This window comes from Paenibacillus gorillae, from assembly GCF_000513275.1.
Taxonomy (GTDB): Bacteria; Bacillota; Bacilli; order Paenibacillales; family Paenibacillaceae; genus Pristimantibacillus; species Pristimantibacillus gorillae.
On the sequence record NZ_CBVJ010000036.1, the window covers coordinates 22,500 to 39,275 of the forward strand.

Consider the following 16,776-nt stretch of genomic DNA (forward strand, 5'->3'; position numbering starts at 1 on the left):
AAGAGTATGAATACTCTTGTCTCTCAGTTCGCTTCCTCTTATTGCGTTACTTCACGGCTAAAGCGGTCAATCCAGTTTTTCAAGTTCTCGTTCACGTATTTCATATCCAGCTTGTGCAGCTTATTGATCGTTTCTGCGCCATACGTAATGCCTTCCGCTTCTTCAGTAGACAGGTTCAATGTCGTATTGACCGGGGAATCGATCTTAGCCTTCGCGGATTTCTCTTGAACCTCTTTGCTCAGGTGCCAGTTGATGAAGTCTTCCGCCAGCTCTTTGTTTTTGCTGCCTTTAACGATGTTGACTGTATTCATGATCGCATAGCCGCCTTCTTTAGGCGCCAAAAATTTCGTATCAGGTACAGCATCTTTCAAATCCTTCACATACATTTCCATAATCGGTCCGGCAACAATTTCACCTTGGGAGTACATGTTTACGAATTCCGATGTTTTGCTGTAATATTTCACAACCGATGGGTTCAGCTCTTTCAGCTTAGCCATTGCCTGATCTTCGTTGAATGTTGTATTCCCTGCTGCCAGCGAGGCTGCATCAAGAATCATTGGACCCGAAGTCGATGTGATGTTAGGCATCGTAATTTTGCCTGCGAGCTCAGGGCTCCACAGATCATTCCACGACGTCAATTCTTTGCCCACTTCTTTAGCGTTATAAGCGATTCCCAATTGCCCAATCGTGTAAGCAGGGCCGTAATCTTCGCCAAGCGGAGCTTTGGCTACATCATATATTTCATTCAAGTTCGGAATACGGCTGCGGTCGATTTTCTCGAACAGGTCCGCTTCAATCCCTTGTTGTGCATAATAATCGGAGAGATAGATCAAATCGACAGAAGACCCGCCAATTTTCACTTTATTCAGACGGTCGGCGTTGTTGCCATCCTCGACAACGATTTTAACGTTATGCTCTTTTTCGAATGGCGCATACACTTCCTTATTAAAGAAGTCAGCCGAAAACCCCCAAGTCGAGATGACCAGCTTTGTCGGTTCACCTTTTGCAGGCGTATTCGTTGCACTGCCGTTTGGCTCATTCGTTTTGCTGCTGCAGCCGGCTGCCACCAGTCCTGCAATTGTTAATACGGCCAAGCCCTTTACCCATTTGTGTTTCATCCGTTTCTTCCTCCCCTTATTGTCATGCTCTATGATGGTCAATCGTTAAACCCCAAATCGCTAGCCTGCTTATTATTGGTGCGGGCCACTAAACTATACACTTTCGCGAAAAAAATTCCATCAAAAAAAAGCACACTTGTAATAGAAAGAAATCTTCTAAACAAGAGCACTTTTCGTTGTAAACAACATAAAGAGACATCCGTCTAACCTATTCGGTTTCCTCTTAAGATAAATCAAAAGAGAAACTCCGATGACCTATTCGGTTTCAACCAGTATGACATTCGTTATGGCCCATTGAGTCGTAGGATCATAATCCCTTAAAACCGCCTCAATGTCCAGTCCCAATTCCTGCTCCAGCCTCTCGCGAACCTTCTTCTTATAGATGGAGGACATATGGTAATCCACCTCATGCTTCAAGGATGGAACCTCTCCCTCTAAAGCAGATGAACGCGGTGACCTGCGGTGCTTGGCTTGGATCGTTATCATCTGATGATTCATGGACACCTTCAGCATCGTCGTGCCAAACCCGAACAGCTCTTTGGCAACCTCATTGTAAATGTGACTGAGCTTCTTCCTGTTCTCGTTAGAGTCGATCAGGGGCATGAGATCACCTTCTGAAATAATATAAAACATTAATAAAACCAGTATTCATATCGTACATAACAATTTCTAATAAATCAAGAGATAGTTCGGTTTTCAGATGAAAAAAAGCAAAAAAAATCATTTTTTTCGTCCAAAAACGACTTAATTAACGAAGGATGTAAGGTTACAATTTTGCAGTATCAAGGATAATTATAAAAAACAGGCGTCATCTATAATGATGAAAGGTGTGGAGCCCTTGGAACTGGTAGGCATCCTCTTCCCTTCTGGTGATCCTTTTTGTTTTGCAATAGACGTACGCTTCTATTAATCTTAACGTATTGGAATCGCTTAGCGTAGATACGGAGAGGAGCAATTACCTATGAATTGGGGCACCTTATTTGAAAAGAACTATCATATGTTTACCGGAGTGTCTGAAGCTGAGCTGGAGCAATTCCAGAATAGCTGGAATAAGCCTATGAATGACTTAGAGATACAGGAGATCGTCAGCCGGCAGCGCAATCCTTTTCCGATTAACGATCCGCTGCATGGACTGTATAAACCATTTGATCCATCCTTATGGTCGATTCCGCAAAAGACGCTGCCTGAAAGTTATCTTGCGTTTCTTCGCTATTCTAATGGCGGAGAGTTTGGCAACGGCGACCGTTACCTTCAATTTTTCAGCGCCGAGGAGTTAAGGGCCATGATGCTCGCGTATGAATTCCCCCAATATATGCCGGGAGCGGTGCCATTCGCCATGGACGGAAGCGGCAATCACTATTGTTGGGATATGAGAAGCGAACGGGATGATCGTGAATATCCGATTCTTGTGGCTTCTTCCGGGAATCTCGGTTATGAGGATTGTATACGGATCGCAGATACGTTTGTGGAGTTGTGTCTTGGGACAACCTCAGCAGATGATGCTCTGCATGGATAATTAGCTGGCGCGACAGCAGCCTCTGCAATAGACTATTTTATTCATATCGCCTGCAGCAAAAAATGTAAGTGACTATAATGATTTCACTGCCAGTTATATAGGAAAAAGTCGACTGCTAATTTAAGTCGACTTTTTGATTGTACTTTTACGTACAAGACCTAACAGCACTGCATCTCGCAAAACACCCGGTCGAAGCGGAGCTGCGCCAGATCATCTTCATGAATCCAATAATAGATCCGGCCTACATCTCCCCACATGATGCCTGTCTTCTCTTCCTCGGAGTCAATTTGCAGGAGCAGCCGCCACTTCGTTGCGGATTGTATGAAATCAGCCTTGTCTATTTCATCATCAGTATAGGAACCATATGCAATTTCACAACTTCTTTGCATATCTCCCTGAATTTGATCCGGGTGCCCCATGAGACGGTTGATATATCCCTCTCTTTGCCAAAGCTTTTCTGTTTCCGGCAAAAAAATCTCCCAGTATTTATTGATATCATCCTGTTCTTCATTCCATCCCAATCCAATACTCTCCAAATAGGCTGATTCACTCGCTGGAACAGATAAATTCGGTACAAACGAAATGCTGTTAGGCTGCATTTTCATTTCTTCATTCAATGAAGCAGGAGCGCTTCTGCGGACTATGTGATCGAGCTGATCGGAGCTAGTATAGATTACACGGCAAGTATGCGGATCACCATAAAAATCCTCGTCCTCGTACATGCCCTCAACAGCATAGAAGAATGAGAGTAAGCCAGCCGATGGAAGCGACAGATTAGCTGGACATTCCGCTAAGTTAAATTGTCCGATAAAGGTCATGTCATAGCTTTTCCATTTCGGCCAATCCGTCTCTTTGAGAAGATCAGGATCCCCGCCTATTTTGCTCTCGCCAATCTGAAGTAGTGTATCTGACTTCGGCTCCAGTATGATTTGCGCCGTTGGATATATCCATTGAGCAAATGATGTTTTATATTGTTCCAGTCCTGATTGTTCAAGTAAATCGAGAATTTCTTTTGAACTCATCTAGTTCCCCTCCAAAATGAATAATTGGTTTGCCTAACCTACCAAGATTTAATTTCGACATTTTTCCAGACTATTCCTGCCTTAGTTCATGCCCTAGCTAACAAGACGTAAAAAAGCCGCCCAATTAGGCGGCTCTATCAAATATTACATTTGATTACTGGTTTAAAGCGAATACTTTGATTTGTTCTCCAATTTGTCCAATCCACAGTTCGCCGTTACCAACCATAACACCTTTCCAATTGATGACTACTTTGTCTGCTTTTTGGGCTAATAGCTTTTTCTTGATTTTAGCCGTCATGATTTTATCATATTTGGAAATAAACTCTTTTTTGTTTTTGATCTCGATGCTTTTGCCATTATGATTCACTTTCAGTGGGAAAGCTATGCTATTGGCCACTTCCGATTTATTGCCTTTGCTGACGTCCTTCTGAAGCTTGTTGAAAAAATGTTCGAATTCGATTGCATTTTTGATGCCTGCGGCCTCATACGGATTTTTAATGATATTAACCGCAATAACACCGAGCTTATTGTCCTGCTTGCCGATCCACAAGTCCCCTTCTCCCACCATAATTCCTTTCCAGTTTACAAAAACCTTATCTGCTTTTTGAGCCAGCAGCTGTTCACGGACACGGGAAGTGAAGATACGATCGTATTTCTTAATAAATTCAGTTTTATTGGAAATCACATACGTTTTGTTGTCTTTGTTGAGATTCATTGGATAAGAGATCAGCTTGGCTACTTCTTCCGGTTTATTATCCTTAACTGCTTTCTGTAGTTTGGCATAATAAGTCGTGAACTCTGCAGGGTTGTCAATGCCAGCTACGTAATAAGGATTCTTGGTGTCTGCTTTCGCTATGGCAGCAGGTGCCGAAGCCGTTGTACTTTGGTTAGCCCAAGCTTGCCCGGAAAATGTAGCGAGAACGATTGATGCACTCAAAATAATTGCGGCTTTTTTCATACTGATGTTTGTCATGTTGTAACCTCCAAGTCAATTTATACTCAGAGTATATAATTTAGATGTGTCCACCAGGTGTATTTGAGGTGTATATTAAAGTCTTTTTTATAGATAGCAGAAGTTATTTTAAAAGGATGCTTGACTTAGACCATACTCGAAGGCTTAGAGTTTTTTTGCGTCCTAAAACATTAGGCCAAAGGAGTAGAAACATGTAATTCCCATTAAAAAGGGACACAATACATGCAGCTAGCATTCGGTAAAAATGATCCTCCATTAATTTTAACGAAGGGAATGACTGCTCATGCAAGGAGACTTTAAGGGTCCCAAACCTTACAGTGACACGACGGAGGAGATAACTCCGTTTGAGGTTCATATTTCACAAGAGGCGATTGACGACCTGAAGCTGCGCCTGAGCTTGGTGCGCTGGCCAGATCGTGAACTCGTTGATGACTGGACACAGGGCGTCCCTTTGGCAGCGGCACAAGAGCTCATTGCTTACTGGAAGGACAAATACGACTGGCGTGTGTTCGAGGATCGCCTGAACTCGTTCCCGCAATTTCGCACAAAGATCGACGGCGTTGGCATCTATTTCATTCACTTGCGTTCGAAGAACGAGAATGCCTTGCCGCTGCTGCTCAGCCATGGCTGGCCCGGCTCGATTATCGAGTTTCTCGATGCGGCGGAGCGTCTGACAGATCCCGAGCGTTTCGGCGGTAAAGCAGAAGATTCGTTCCACGTCGTCATCCCCTCTATGCCTGGCTACGGCTTTTCTGACAAGCCGCGTGATCTCGGCTGGAACCCCGGACGTATCGCTGCCGCGTGGACGCAGCTGATGGAACGCCTTGGCTATGATCGCTTCGTCGCACAAGGCGGCGACTGGGGATCGGCCGTTACCACGGCCCTCGCGTCGCAGGCACCCAAAGGGCTGCTCGCCGCACATGTGAATCTGCCGATGGTCGTGCCCGCTGAAATTCCAGCGAACCCGAATGAAGAGGAAGCGCATGCGCTTGCAAGCATCAACTTGTTCGTTACCAATAAGACCGGTTATGCAGATGAGATGAACACTCGTCCGCAGACGATCGGTTATGCACTCAATGACTCACCGGTCGCTCTGGCAACCTGGATGTATGAAAAGTTTCAAGAGTGGACGGACAATGACGGCCGCCCTGAGGATGCGCTAACTCAGGACCAAATGCTGAACGATATCTCGCTTTACTGGTTCACCAGTACCGGCACTTCCGCTTCACGTCTATACTGGGAGGGCGTTGGCGCCACCATCCAAGGTCCGGAGTTCTTCTCGTCAGCCCGCTCCGGCGGTGGCCGTATCACCATACCGATGGGCGCTAGCTTGTTCCCGGCTGAGACTTACATCCCGCCGCGCGAGTGGGCTGAACAGGCTTGGGAGAACCTCTTCTACTGGAACCACGTCGAAGCCGGCGGCCACTTCGCTGCATTCGAGCAGCCGGCTATTTTCGCTCGCGAGATGGCAGAGGCGTTTCGACAGTTCCGGGTTTAAATTTTTTCACACTCATTCAAAAGGGCCGCAGTTGGTTCAACGGTATCATACCGTCGTCCAACTGCGGCCCTTGGCTGTTGCAAAAACTCCAAACCAATATTGCTTAACATTTCATTCGGAATTGTTAATTAGAGAATAAGTACAACTTCTAATTATTGTCTAATAATTGCTTTTCCGCCTGAGATAATATAGATGAAGATATGTGTTACCTCGTATCCTCCATCTACAGCCTTGATCTCTGAAGGCGCAAATCCGGATGGATACGTTCTGCTAAAGCCCTCAACGTATATCATAATATTTATTTCTTTATCAGGGAATTTATCATAAAAGATTTTGCCTAATCCATCCGCCCAGGATTGATATGTGCTTTTCGTATAATTGTAACTATCCGAATAAGATTTATAACCATCGACATCCACCCGGTTAAACAATACAACGATTCCATCCTCATCTACGAAATAATCCCAATTGTCTTCTAACGGGATGTTACCAGGAATACTCGTCATGGACTTATCAAGTATACCCGCTAGTATTTCGCCTAACTCTTCGTTGTCTGTGGTTCCATTATTATCAGAACTCGCAGGATATGAAGATAACGGTGAAGTCGCAATGTTATTAAACTCTTTTCCCGAAATCTCTTGAAGCATCGGGAGCGCTTCAATTATAGATACTGCGTAATTCAAATTAGCATTACTATCATCTCTGCCCATGCTTGTGATACCTACTAATTGTCCTTTATCATTAAACAGCCCGCCTCCGGAGCTGCCGTGATCAATTGGAACGCTAATTTGAATATAACCCACACCTGCTGTTGTAATGATATTGCTAATTACACCTTCAGAAACCGTATTCTGTATGCCTTTCGGACTTCCTATTGCGACAACTTTATCTCCTTTTACCAGCTCTTTTGGATTCCCTATTTCCACTGAAGACCATGCTGTCGTTTTACTACTGAGTTTAATAAGCGCAAGGTCGGCTGCTTTATTTACGGATATAACCCCGCCTATCGGGTACTTGTTACCCTTTATATCCAGTAGATAGCCATTTTTCTGTCCTTCGATAACATGGTAGTTGGTAATAAACACGCCGTCGCCTAAGCTAACAGCGCTGCCTTGCGCAGTATCCATAATGACCATTGCTACTTTACTATCATTTATTTCCGTAATTTTCTTGGTGCTAATTTCTGTCGTTAAATTGTTAGTCGGGTATGGAAGGGTTATATTCGAAGATACGGGCGGCTTTGTCGTTACCGGGGCTGTACCCCCGCCTGATGAATCCGAGAATGGATCATTTACATAAATAATATGAGTATTACCATCAATTTTTGTAATCTTATAGCCTGTTGACTCTGTCAAAAAACGCAGCGGAACATAATTTGTTCCATCTGCGGATATCGGATTTTTAGACATTGTCTTTATTTTCCCGTTTACGATGGCTTTATTATCACCACCCTTATATACAATGCTTTGATCTCCTTTACTAGCAACAATCGTTTTAGTAGCACTATTGTAAGAGATTTGAAATCCCATCGCTTTCATAATGTCTTTGTATGGGACAAACGTAACATTGTCTTTAGCGATAGTCTTAGGTGCTGCTAGTTTTCCATCCACATAAACTTTATAAACACCCTCAGCCGCATTTACTTTTCCGCCCACACCTAACGTTAAAAATAATGTTACTGAAAATATTAGAGCTATCATTCCAAATCTTTGCATATAAATTCCTCCCAATTTAAACTCTCCTCTAATTAGCCGTATCTCTATTTCATGCTTTGGCAACATTTATTTTAGAAATCACATTTTTTTCATCGATTCGATAGACAATGCCTGCGCCAGCATATAAAAATTTATCCATTTTGTTGGCGTTTGACAATGTAATGGAATGTAATAGTGATAGGTCAGAAGCTTTATAAATCTCTATTTTCTTTTTGTTATACAGCATTAAGGTCTGATCACTTGCTGTCTGGAACTCAAAATCGCCGAAGGTTAGCTTCTGCATCGTACCTTTTCGATCAATTAAGAACAATTGTTTCCCTATCTTTACACCAAACTTTGTAAATGCACCTTCCCCAACATGATTCTCATTAAAAAAAGTAGACTGGCCCGCTTGTCCTGCGAATTCCTTGCTCCACACTTTTTTCCCCGTTTGATCTTTTGCGAAAAAAGTCGCTTTCCCTGTTGCGCTATTGTATTTATAGAAAACAACGAGCCCCTCGGGGGTAATCCCTGCGTAGTACCCCTCATCATGATTGAAATTAATTGCGAACTTTAATTTCATCGAATCATCATAGAAGGCAAATCGGGAGGCATGCTTGCCGATGATATTTCTGGTGACAATATAACCGTTCTTATAGTCTTGTATAAAACTCTTCCATTCTCTTTTATCTTTTAATTGACCTTTAGAATCATACGTATAGGTAACAATTTTTTCTGATGCCGTCTCCAAGTAAGTTACGATATTGCCATTGTTTAATACGAATAAGCCTGCGTTGGCACGAATTTTTTCGTTATATGCTTTTTCCCAAAGCTTCTTGCCCGTATCATTGTAGGCAGTAATCTTATACACATCGTTACCGGAACTATTTCTAGTAGCGGTCATCATATATGCATTTCCTTTATTATCAACTTGAGCAAACAGGCCAAAGAATGAATATCCCATGTTTGACTTCCCCAAGTAATCAATACTTGCCTTGTGTTTTCCCGTATTGGTATTGACAATATGTAATCTATTATTTGAGAAATAATATAAATTACTGTTACGAACTAATGTACTGGATGAGGTAATATAGTCATAAAATCCTTCCTCCACAATAGGATCGGTATAGCTCCACTCCGCTTCTGGCATACTCGTCCATGTACGAGCCAAAACTTGTGTCGGTAGTAGCAGCAAAACAATAATTATTGTACTCAGTATTAATTGCCTAGCTTTCATTTCCTTCAACAGCCTCCTAAGATGTAAATAATTATATAAAACACACATGTATATATATTACCCTAAAATAGGGACAATTTTCATATAAATATTTATTTTAAAAATATTTCTAGGGAATTTCAACTCATTATTAGGAGATCTATATTCCTATATTTTCATGTAAGGTGCTGTTGAATTCTCTTGAAAAGGGAAATGAAAAAACCGCCTAATTAAGGTGGCATTATTCCATTCATATTGTATAGAATAGCAATTATTGTTTTCTCAAATACATCTATAGAATCACCACATGCTACATCTACCAGTTTTGTTAGCATAGGATAACAAAAAAACACTTCACTTGCTTCTCGATAAGACCATTTCGGTTAGGTATCTTGGCTAGTCTTATTCGATTTCGACCATCACCGAGATCTCCCTATATCTAATTAGTTTTGCTTCCCACTACCATAATAGTTACACATTAGAGGATATAATGATTCTGCTTTTTCCATTGGTTAATTAACTGGGTATATATACACGTTCCTGCGAAATCAATTTTACTCCTCTCACCGTTGAGTGGAGAAACAGAAATAACCATGCTACAAAAAATATCTACGTGTTTCTGAAGCGTCAAAAAAAAATCCTCTAATACAATGTTTTATTTTATTCTAGTTTTGGCGAGTAGTTTTAATATTATCAATGAATTTTGAAGCAACAAACGCCAGTACCACAATTTCAAAAGCTTTTGAAATAACTACATGGACCATATATAGAAATTTAATTAAATGCTCATTTGTTATGATTTCTCTATACTCCTCTATTGTCTTACTTAATGGTAGAGAGTAAACAAGAGCAAAACTAAAATAAATTGATTCGAAAAATTGTAATATTATCTGCCTTAGAAACCAATCCCCAAAAAGCATAAATCAAAGAAAATACTAGATGAGGCATTGTAATAAAATAAAACAAATATAATAGCAGTCTAAGTCTTTCTGCTTTTGTATTACTAGTACTCTGATAAAGTATGTTCCGAATGCCACTAATTACACTAGTTATTAAAATAGAAAACAAGACTAAACTTGCACTAATAATTGTTGAATAGAATAAAGTCCATTCCCAAATGCTATACTTATTATAAAATACAGGATAAGATTTGTACGAAAGTACAGCAAAAATAAGTTGAAGCAATGGTGAAAAAGAATATGCTACTACTTTAAGTGGCCCCCTCAAAAAAATTAAAATAATCAATGGAAGGAATACAGCAAGTAAACTCAAAAAAAATGATAGTATGCTTTGCATTATCATATCCTACCCCCATATTGCTATGTGTTTTCAATTAATGTTTAATTGTTCCTAAATTTATCTGTTGATGTAGTCTAATAATCCAGTAGCCTCTAATCACTTGTTAGAACTATTTTGATTTATAAAAAAATTACACTTTTTAACATTTATAGATTTAGACTTTTTTATTAAGTCTACATATTCTCTATGCTTTTCTTTTAGTGCCCTTATCCTGCTTTCCATTACAATAGGTGCGTCCCTAAACAAAACAGCAGAATTCTCCTCTAAGTACTTATACAAGGCTTCCTTTTCATCTTTGGTAGGCAAATTTGGAGGAATCGGAAATATCGTGAGGCCCTCCTTTTGTGCTATTTTTTCAGGTGTCAAACATCCAAAATGCAAAAAATTATACATTTCTCTACTTTTCTTTTCGGTACTTTGATACTGCCCAGTAGAATCTAAAGTGAATCGATCAAATTCAATCATTAAAAGCTTTGAGGGTTTCCTAGCTTTGATTTCATAATACATAAGTACCTCAAGAACTTCCTGGAGGGCTAATTCTTCACTATATTTTTTCGGTGTTTTTCTGCTTTGAGGTATTCTAAAAACTTTGTTTTCCTTTGCAATATATAAGTGTCTTACTCCTGTCATCTTTGACCTCCTAGTAGTTTATTTATTATTGCTTATTTCATATATCATAAATCATACAAAACAGAAAACTCTCAACTCCCACTATTACTTATTAGCAAGAGTTATAAAATAATTCATCCTACTTATGGGTCAATAACGTCCATTAAATCCTCTATATCTATAGAAATCCCCCCTACCTCATCCCTTCCCCAAAGCCATCTTAGAAATCACATTCTTCTCATCAATCCGATAGACGATGCCGCCGCCAGCGTATAAGAATTGATCCTCTTTATTAGCCTCGGTCAAAGTAATAGAATGTAAAACGGATAGATTGGACGCTTTATAGATAACTACTTTCTTATTGGTTTTCAGCATAACCGTCTCATCACTCGCGGTCTGGAATTCGAAATCGCCAACGGTCAGCTGCTGTGTGTTGCCCTTGCGATCAATTAAAAAGAATTTGTCCCCCACGTTTCCGCCATACCAACTGGTAAATGTACCCTCTCCATGATGGTGATGATCATACAAGGTGTCTCGGCCAGCTTGCCCTGTCAGCTCCTTACTCCAGAGCGTTTTCCCTTTTTGATCTTTTGCAAAGTATGTCGTTTTATTCGTAGCACTATTGTATTTATAGAAAATAATTAGCCCTTCAGCGGTAATGCCAGAGTAGTAGCCATCTTTGAAATTAACATTAAGCGAGAATTTCAATTTCATGGAATCATCATAGAAAGAAAACCGGGAAGCTTGTTTTCCAATAATATTAACGGTTACGAGATAACCATTCTGATATCCGTTTATAAAGCTTTTCCATTCTTTTTTCTCTTTCAGCTGCCCTTTAGTATCATACGTATAGGTAACAAATTTTTCAGATGCTGTCTCCAAGTAAGTCACGATATTGCCGTTGTTTAATGCCAGTACACCTGCAATCGATCGGATTTTTTCTTTATAAGGTTTCTCCCACAGTTTCGTGCCAGCATCATTGTAGGCAGTAAGCTTGTATGCATAGTTGCCTGAGCTAGTTTTAACAGCTGTCATCGCATATACGTTGCCTTTATTATCGACTTGAGCTAACGAGCCAAAAAATGAATACTTAACGTTTGAATTTTTCAAGTAGTCAATAGTTGCTTTATGTTTTCCTGTATTTGTATTGATGATATGCAATTTATCATTGGAGAAATAATATAGATTATTTTTGCGAATTTCCGAAGAAGATAGACTAATATATCTATAGTAGTCCTCTGTTTTAGGATCGGTATAGCTCCACTCCGCTTCAGGCATACTTGTCCATGTGCGGGCGAAAACCTGTGTTGGTGCGAGCAGTAAAACAGCAATTATTATTCCCCGCAATAACTTTCTAGCATTCATTTCCTTAAACAGCCCCCTAAGATGTAAAATATTATATTTTCTGCATGTATATATACTACACCATAATAGGGACAATTTTCATATAAAAATTTCAAAAGAAATAGTTCTATGGGGTGATAGTTCCTATTGAATGAGTCTATCATCCCATAGCTTAGTTGTTTTATGGTTTATTTTTCCGATTTATTTTCATCCGAGCTCCAATCAATTGGTTGGGCCTCACCTTCCTTTCCAATCCGTCTGTATTTTGTCATTATGTATGATTTCAAAGTCCTCAAACCAAAAAAGGACAGCATTAAAGCTGTCCCATCATCCACGTATAAATGCACCCCGCCCTCATCCAGCTAATATAGTGTAGGAAAGAAGGGCGGGACACCTATGACCAACAATGTGATTCAAGAGCAATGGGCAATCTTTCTGGCTGCAATCTGCGAACAGACTTATGCCCAATATACCAATAGTGACGGCTTCTTCGTCGTCCCTTCCAACTATGCGCTCGTCGATACGATTCATGCGCAATCGGTCAGCCATGTCTGGGAACGCTTTGGGTTTATTCTCGAATCCGAGCGAGACATCATTATTGCTTTTCGAGGAACTAGCTCAACAAACGATTGGATCTCAGATGTTCTTGCCTCCCAAATAAAGTTCCCTTACCTTCTTGAAGAAGATTGCCTTACTCACTATGGTTTTACAGAGATTTATTCTTCGGCACGTGAGCAGATTGCAGCTTGCCTAGAAGAGCTGTCTCCAGACAAGACCTTATATATTACCGGCCATAGTCTAGGCGGAGCACTCGCAACTTTATGCGCTGTCGATGTTGCTGCCAACACCAACCACACTGCCCCTAATCTGTTTACATATGGCTCTCCCCGGGCAGGCAATCCCGAATTCGTAAAACTTTTTACATCATATGTTCCGAGCAGCTTCCGCATAGCCAACCTTTTCGATATCGTTACCTATGCCCCTCCTGCTGTCTACAAGCTGCCCCTCCAAGAGAAAAAATACGATTACTCTCATGTTCCGACCTTGGTATCGCTGTCGATTCAGAATGGATCAATAAAGGCTAATCATATGATCGCCAGCTATTTCGCAGAACTCTCCAAACTGCAGCCGATATTTTCCGCTGAGATGTGTATGGCGACCCCTGGCTTCTGTCCGGAGGTTGAGACCTCTCCCGAGAAATAACTGAAATAAAGCTGATAAAAAATCGGGAATGAACTGTTTTTTCTTTTTTCTATTTTCTCAACGAGTTAGATTTACAGCAGCTAACCTTTTCTTCACCATGATACTTGAAACACAGACCAGCAATACGCAGAATGAATAAGGAAACGCTGTATTAGCGGTATATAAGGCTGTACCCGCAACTGGCCCCAAGAACGATCCGCAGCCTTGCAAAGCGGCAATAAAGGAAGCAACGCTTCTTTGCTCATGATTTTGAACGGCCATAGATGCCCCAGCACTATAACCGAGCAGTGTAAAGCCGATGCCGATACCCAGTATCGCAAAATCGACGTACGCAAAGCGGATGAATAGTAAAAATCCAAGCAACCCTAAAGCAACGAACAATAATCCGACGCGCAGCACCTGCTTAGGATGCCATTTCAGATATTTGCTAATGACCACTTAGGACAAAGCAACCATCACTCCTGAAATCGCCAGCCCAATCCCAATCAACTGGGTCGCTTGCCTTGCATCATAACCTAAGTTGTCCTGTACGAAAAATTCCGATCGTAACCTGCACAATATTCAACGCGAAAGAAAGCACCAGTCCAATCCATAAGTAGTGGCGGATACGTGAATCATTTGGTGAAAGTGAAATCGACTGCCGGCTGATCTCTCTGTTCCGCTCTTGCGGAATATAAACTAGAAAGATAATCGCCAATAGGAAAAGCAAGATAGCTGCCACGTACATTGGAGCAGTGAGCCCAATCGATGCCATGCTGCCACTCATTGCAGGGCTCAATACGAACCCAAGGCCATTAGCTGCACCAAATAAGGCCATACCCCGCGTGCGTATTTCCTGAGTGGTCCATCCCATAACATAGGCTTGTGCCAAAGCCGGAATACCTCCGAAGAAAAACCCCGCGATCGCGCAAAGCAGGAAGAAACTCCAGAAGAGGTGTGACCTCCCCCTACATGAACGGCGTAATCTGCCAGCAATGCAAAGATGATAAGTGCTACTAAATAGACGAGCATAATCGAAGCCAGCAGCATCTTCCGGTTTAAGAACGTCTGCTTCTCCCAGAAGTACCCGCCTAGAAGCCAACATAACCCCGCAATGGACACCAAACATCCCGATTGAAAATCACTCAGCCCCAAATTACGTGATAACGGGCCAATAATAGGATTGAATGCGGCTATTGAAATCATCCCGCCTAACAAAATAAGGAACATCATACTAAATCTATACTTCAACATTTCTCTTCTCCCCTCATACAGCAAGACCGCGATAAGATTAGATTAATAATCTTCGATCTCATGGTACTATGCGTGAAAGATGCCTACTACCAGCAGCGGGAGTACTTTACTGGTTAACGGGAGCAAACAACAAAAGCTGCTCCGAAGGAGAGCAGCTTAAGTAAAAATCGTTTCCATTCATCATCCGTTCCCCCCCAGTAAAATGGAAGAATGATGAATGATTTTCCCGGGATTAATCCCATAATTATCTCGAAATGCCTCAGAGAAGTAACTGGAATTAGAGTACCCTACAGCGTGGGCTGTTTCAGTTATGTTCAACGTTCCCTGCTGCAGCAACTGAAAAGCCTTCTCTAATCGCTTCTCCCGTAAATAACCAAAAACCGTAGTTCCATACAACGTTTTAAACCCCGTCTTTAATTTACAATCATTCAAACCGATCATACGTGACAGTTCGATCAAGGTCGGCGGATCTGTCATCCGTTCCAGCATGATGTCTCTTGCTTCCTGAATTTTTTGCCTGTCATGATGGGGCAGCTTGCGTTGCTTCGAAGGGTCTTCCATCAGAAAGGACTGGAACGCCATAGATAATAATTCCAGGACCCTGCATTCAATCTCAAAGTTTCTCGTGCCGCTGGATTGAGCTAACTGTATCACTCTCTGGAGAGTAACAGAAGCTGCAGGATCGGTCGTTCCCTGAAACATTTTAAATGATCTCTGATTGAGGAGCCGAAAGAAGTCGACTGCCCTTTCCCCGTCGATCGCCTCCATATAATGATGAAATGTTGCGATGGGAATTCCTATGCCAAGCATAAGATAAGGCTCGTTCTCGTTAAATTCAAACTCAACATTCACTTCATTTATGAGCTGCAAGGAGCAGCGTCCCGGAACAAACTCATACTGCCTCCCCTCAACACTTATCTCTCTGGTGCCTTGCAAGCAGAAGTTAAGCTCTACCATGGCTATTTCTGTTGCTACAGGCATTTTCCGATTTCTGTGAAGGGTGAAGTCGGAAATGATCACCTCGATATCAGGCCGAGGCACAAGACGGCGAATGCCTCCCTCACCTGCATGCGAATGAATCTGCATCTGCTCCGAACGATTCACTTGTTGCCGTGATATCTCAATCCCATCGAGAAAAAGATTAAAGTTTTGATGAAAGTCTGTCATCTTTTACCCCACACTTTGATATGGTTTACTTATCAGGGGAGTTGATAATGATTATCAGTTAAGTATAGCAAAGTGGGGTTCGTTTGGCTATTCGAAAAAAACTCTTCTGCAGTTGGACTTGGCAGAAGGGTTTAAATAAATGTGCACAAACTTCTCATCAATGAGAGGTACGTGTGGGTCAATAACTAGCTATATCTAATAGATATGACCAAGTTGTGGGATTGTTTCAAGATCTGCTTCTGACCAAGGGATCAGTTCACCGGTATATGTGCATTTTGCACATATACGTTGACTTCTCCTTAGTTAATTTATTGGTGGTTTTCGAAATATTATGGAATTTCGCACCTTTTCAACTTGATGAATTATGCATTATTTTACAATGGAGCAAGGGCGACTACCTTTTTTCATTTGTTTCCTCCCTTCAACGAAAAAAAGCCGACTGCGCTGAATTTCAGGGCAATCGACTTTTGAAAGATATCTATATGAAAAGAAAGCATCTGGTGAAGGATGCTCTCTTGATAATTTAATATTTATATTCCTATAAATCCTACCGTACATCTATAATCCTATTGCACGCCACCCCTTACCCTTCCTCACAATAATAAGGATCATCCAGAGCATCAAGTAAACAGTCAAGTTGCTTTAAATAATCATAATTACTTACATTGTCGCGTAAAAAAGATGTATCCATACCGGATTTCCTAGCATATTCGATCCAATTTAAAGCTTCACTTTTATTAACTCCCTTCTGCAACATTCCGTAATACATGTAAGCAATTTCATTACTTATATTCGTGTTAAAAACAATAGGATCATCAGTATTTATACTCATCATAGTACTAGGAACATTATTGTCACCATTCTTATGAATTTGAAAAAATTGA

The 16,776-nt window shown here is 41.2% G+C and carries 16 protein-coding genes; 3 read left to right on the forward strand and 13 right to left on the reverse strand.

Going from position 1 to position 16,776, the window contains the following annotated elements:
• Nucleotides 1-38: 38 nt before the first annotated feature.
• On the reverse strand, nucleotides 39-1,118 hold the full coding sequence (locus TY10_RS06965; protein WP_042161960.1) for an ABC transporter substrate-binding protein: 1,080 nt from the start codon (nucleotides 1,116-1,118) through the stop codon (nucleotides 39-41).
• A gap of 255 nt (nucleotides 1,119-1,373) precedes the next feature.
• Nucleotides 1,374-1,721 carry a Na-translocating system protein MpsC family protein gene (locus tag TY10_RS06970; protein ID WP_155985748.1) on the reverse strand — a complete coding sequence of 116 codons (348 nt, stop codon included), beginning with the start codon at nucleotides 1,719-1,721 and terminating at the stop codon, nucleotides 1,374-1,376.
• A gap of 358 nt (nucleotides 1,722-2,079) precedes the next feature.
• Here TY10_RS06970 and TY10_RS06975 point away from each other — a divergent pair, with 358 nt between their 5' ends.
• Nucleotides 2,080-2,634 (forward strand): SMI1/KNR4 family protein, encoded by a 555-nt coding sequence (locus tag TY10_RS06975; RefSeq protein WP_042161966.1) that lies wholly within the window; start codon nucleotides 2,080-2,082, stop codon nucleotides 2,632-2,634.
• Between the two features lie 158 nt (nucleotides 2,635-2,792).
• Here TY10_RS06975 and TY10_RS06980 read toward each other — a convergent pair whose 3' ends face one another.
• Both TY10_RS06980 and TY10_RS06985 read right to left on the reverse strand, forming a co-directional pair.
• Nucleotides 2,793-3,656, reverse strand: coding sequence for a YwqG family protein (locus TY10_RS06980; protein ID WP_042161968.1), 864 nt, complete (start codon nucleotides 3,654-3,656; stop codon nucleotides 2,793-2,795).
• 154 nt (nucleotides 3,657-3,810) lie between these two features.
• Nucleotides 3,811-4,614, reverse strand: a complete 804-nt coding sequence (locus TY10_RS06985; RefSeq protein WP_238327489.1) for a hypothetical protein — start codon at nucleotides 4,612-4,614, stop codon at nucleotides 3,811-3,813.
• A gap of 298 nt (nucleotides 4,615-4,912) precedes the next feature.
• Between TY10_RS06985 and TY10_RS06990 the strand changes: the two genes are divergently transcribed.
• Nucleotides 4,913-6,127 carry an epoxide hydrolase family protein gene (locus TY10_RS06990; protein WP_042161972.1) on the forward strand — a complete coding sequence of 405 codons (1,215 nt, stop codon included), beginning with the start codon at nucleotides 4,913-4,915 and terminating at the stop codon, nucleotides 6,125-6,127.
• 152 nt (nucleotides 6,128-6,279) lie between these two features.
• Here the strand turns inward: TY10_RS06990 and TY10_RS28730 are convergent, their stop codons facing one another.
• The 4 genes from TY10_RS28730 to TY10_RS07010 all read right to left on the reverse strand — a co-directional run bounded on the left by TY10_RS28730 (nucleotide 6,280) and on the right by TY10_RS07010 (nucleotide 12,310).
• A complete protein-coding gene (locus TY10_RS28730; RefSeq protein ID WP_052350412.1) occupies nucleotides 6,280-7,842 on the reverse strand; it encodes a stalk domain-containing protein in 1,563 nt (520 codons plus the stop codon).
• A 49-nt stretch (nucleotides 7,843-7,891) separates the two neighbouring features.
• Nucleotides 7,892-9,058 (reverse strand): hypothetical protein, encoded by a 1,167-nt coding sequence (locus TY10_RS07000; RefSeq protein WP_042161974.1) that lies wholly within the window; start codon nucleotides 9,056-9,058, stop codon nucleotides 7,892-7,894.
• A 1,374-nt stretch (nucleotides 9,059-10,432) separates the two neighbouring features.
• The gene (locus TY10_RS07005) at nucleotides 10,433-10,966 is read right to left on the reverse strand and encodes a hypothetical protein (RefSeq protein WP_042161976.1); all 534 of its coding nucleotides are present in this window, start codon (nucleotides 10,964-10,966) and stop codon (nucleotides 10,433-10,435) included.
• A gap of 177 nt (nucleotides 10,967-11,143) precedes the next feature.
• Nucleotides 11,144-12,310 carry a hypothetical protein gene (locus tag TY10_RS07010; protein ID WP_042161978.1) on the reverse strand — a complete coding sequence of 389 codons (1,167 nt, stop codon included), beginning with the start codon at nucleotides 12,308-12,310 and terminating at the stop codon, nucleotides 11,144-11,146.
• 375 nt (nucleotides 12,311-12,685) lie between these two features.
• On the opposite strand from TY10_RS07010, the gene TY10_RS07015 reads away from it, so the two are divergent.
• A complete protein-coding gene (locus TY10_RS07015; RefSeq protein ID WP_042161980.1) occupies nucleotides 12,686-13,492 on the forward strand; it encodes a lipase family protein in 807 nt (268 codons plus the stop codon).
• Between the two features lie 57 nt (nucleotides 13,493-13,549).
• On the opposite strand, the gene TY10_RS31345 is transcribed toward TY10_RS07015, so the two are convergent.
• The 5 genes from TY10_RS31345 to TY10_RS30725 all read right to left on the reverse strand — a co-directional run.
• Nucleotides 13,550-13,930 carry a hypothetical protein gene (locus tag TY10_RS31345; protein ID WP_238327490.1) on the reverse strand — a complete coding sequence of 127 codons (381 nt, stop codon included), beginning with the start codon at nucleotides 13,928-13,930 and terminating at the stop codon, nucleotides 13,550-13,552.
• A gap of 70 nt (nucleotides 13,931-14,000) precedes the next feature.
• Entirely contained in the window at nucleotides 14,001-14,363 is a 363-nt protein-coding gene (locus TY10_RS31350; RefSeq protein WP_238327491.1) for an MFS transporter, read from the reverse strand.
• Nucleotides 14,267-14,725 (reverse strand): hypothetical protein, encoded by a 459-nt coding sequence (locus TY10_RS31355; RefSeq protein WP_238327492.1) that lies wholly within the window; start codon nucleotides 14,723-14,725, stop codon nucleotides 14,267-14,269. Before TY10_RS31355 ends, TY10_RS31350 begins: the two co-directional genes overlap by 97 nt.
• Nucleotides 14,726-14,905: 180 nt before the next feature.
• The gene (locus TY10_RS07025) at nucleotides 14,906-15,892 is read right to left on the reverse strand and encodes a helix-turn-helix transcriptional regulator (RefSeq protein WP_042161982.1); all 987 of its coding nucleotides are present in this window, start codon (nucleotides 15,890-15,892) and stop codon (nucleotides 14,906-14,908) included.
• A gap of 583 nt (nucleotides 15,893-16,475) precedes the next feature.
• Nucleotides 16,476-16,776 (reverse strand): hypothetical protein (locus TY10_RS30725; RefSeq protein ID WP_042161985.1); only part of this gene is annotated, 301 nt, incomplete at its 5' end.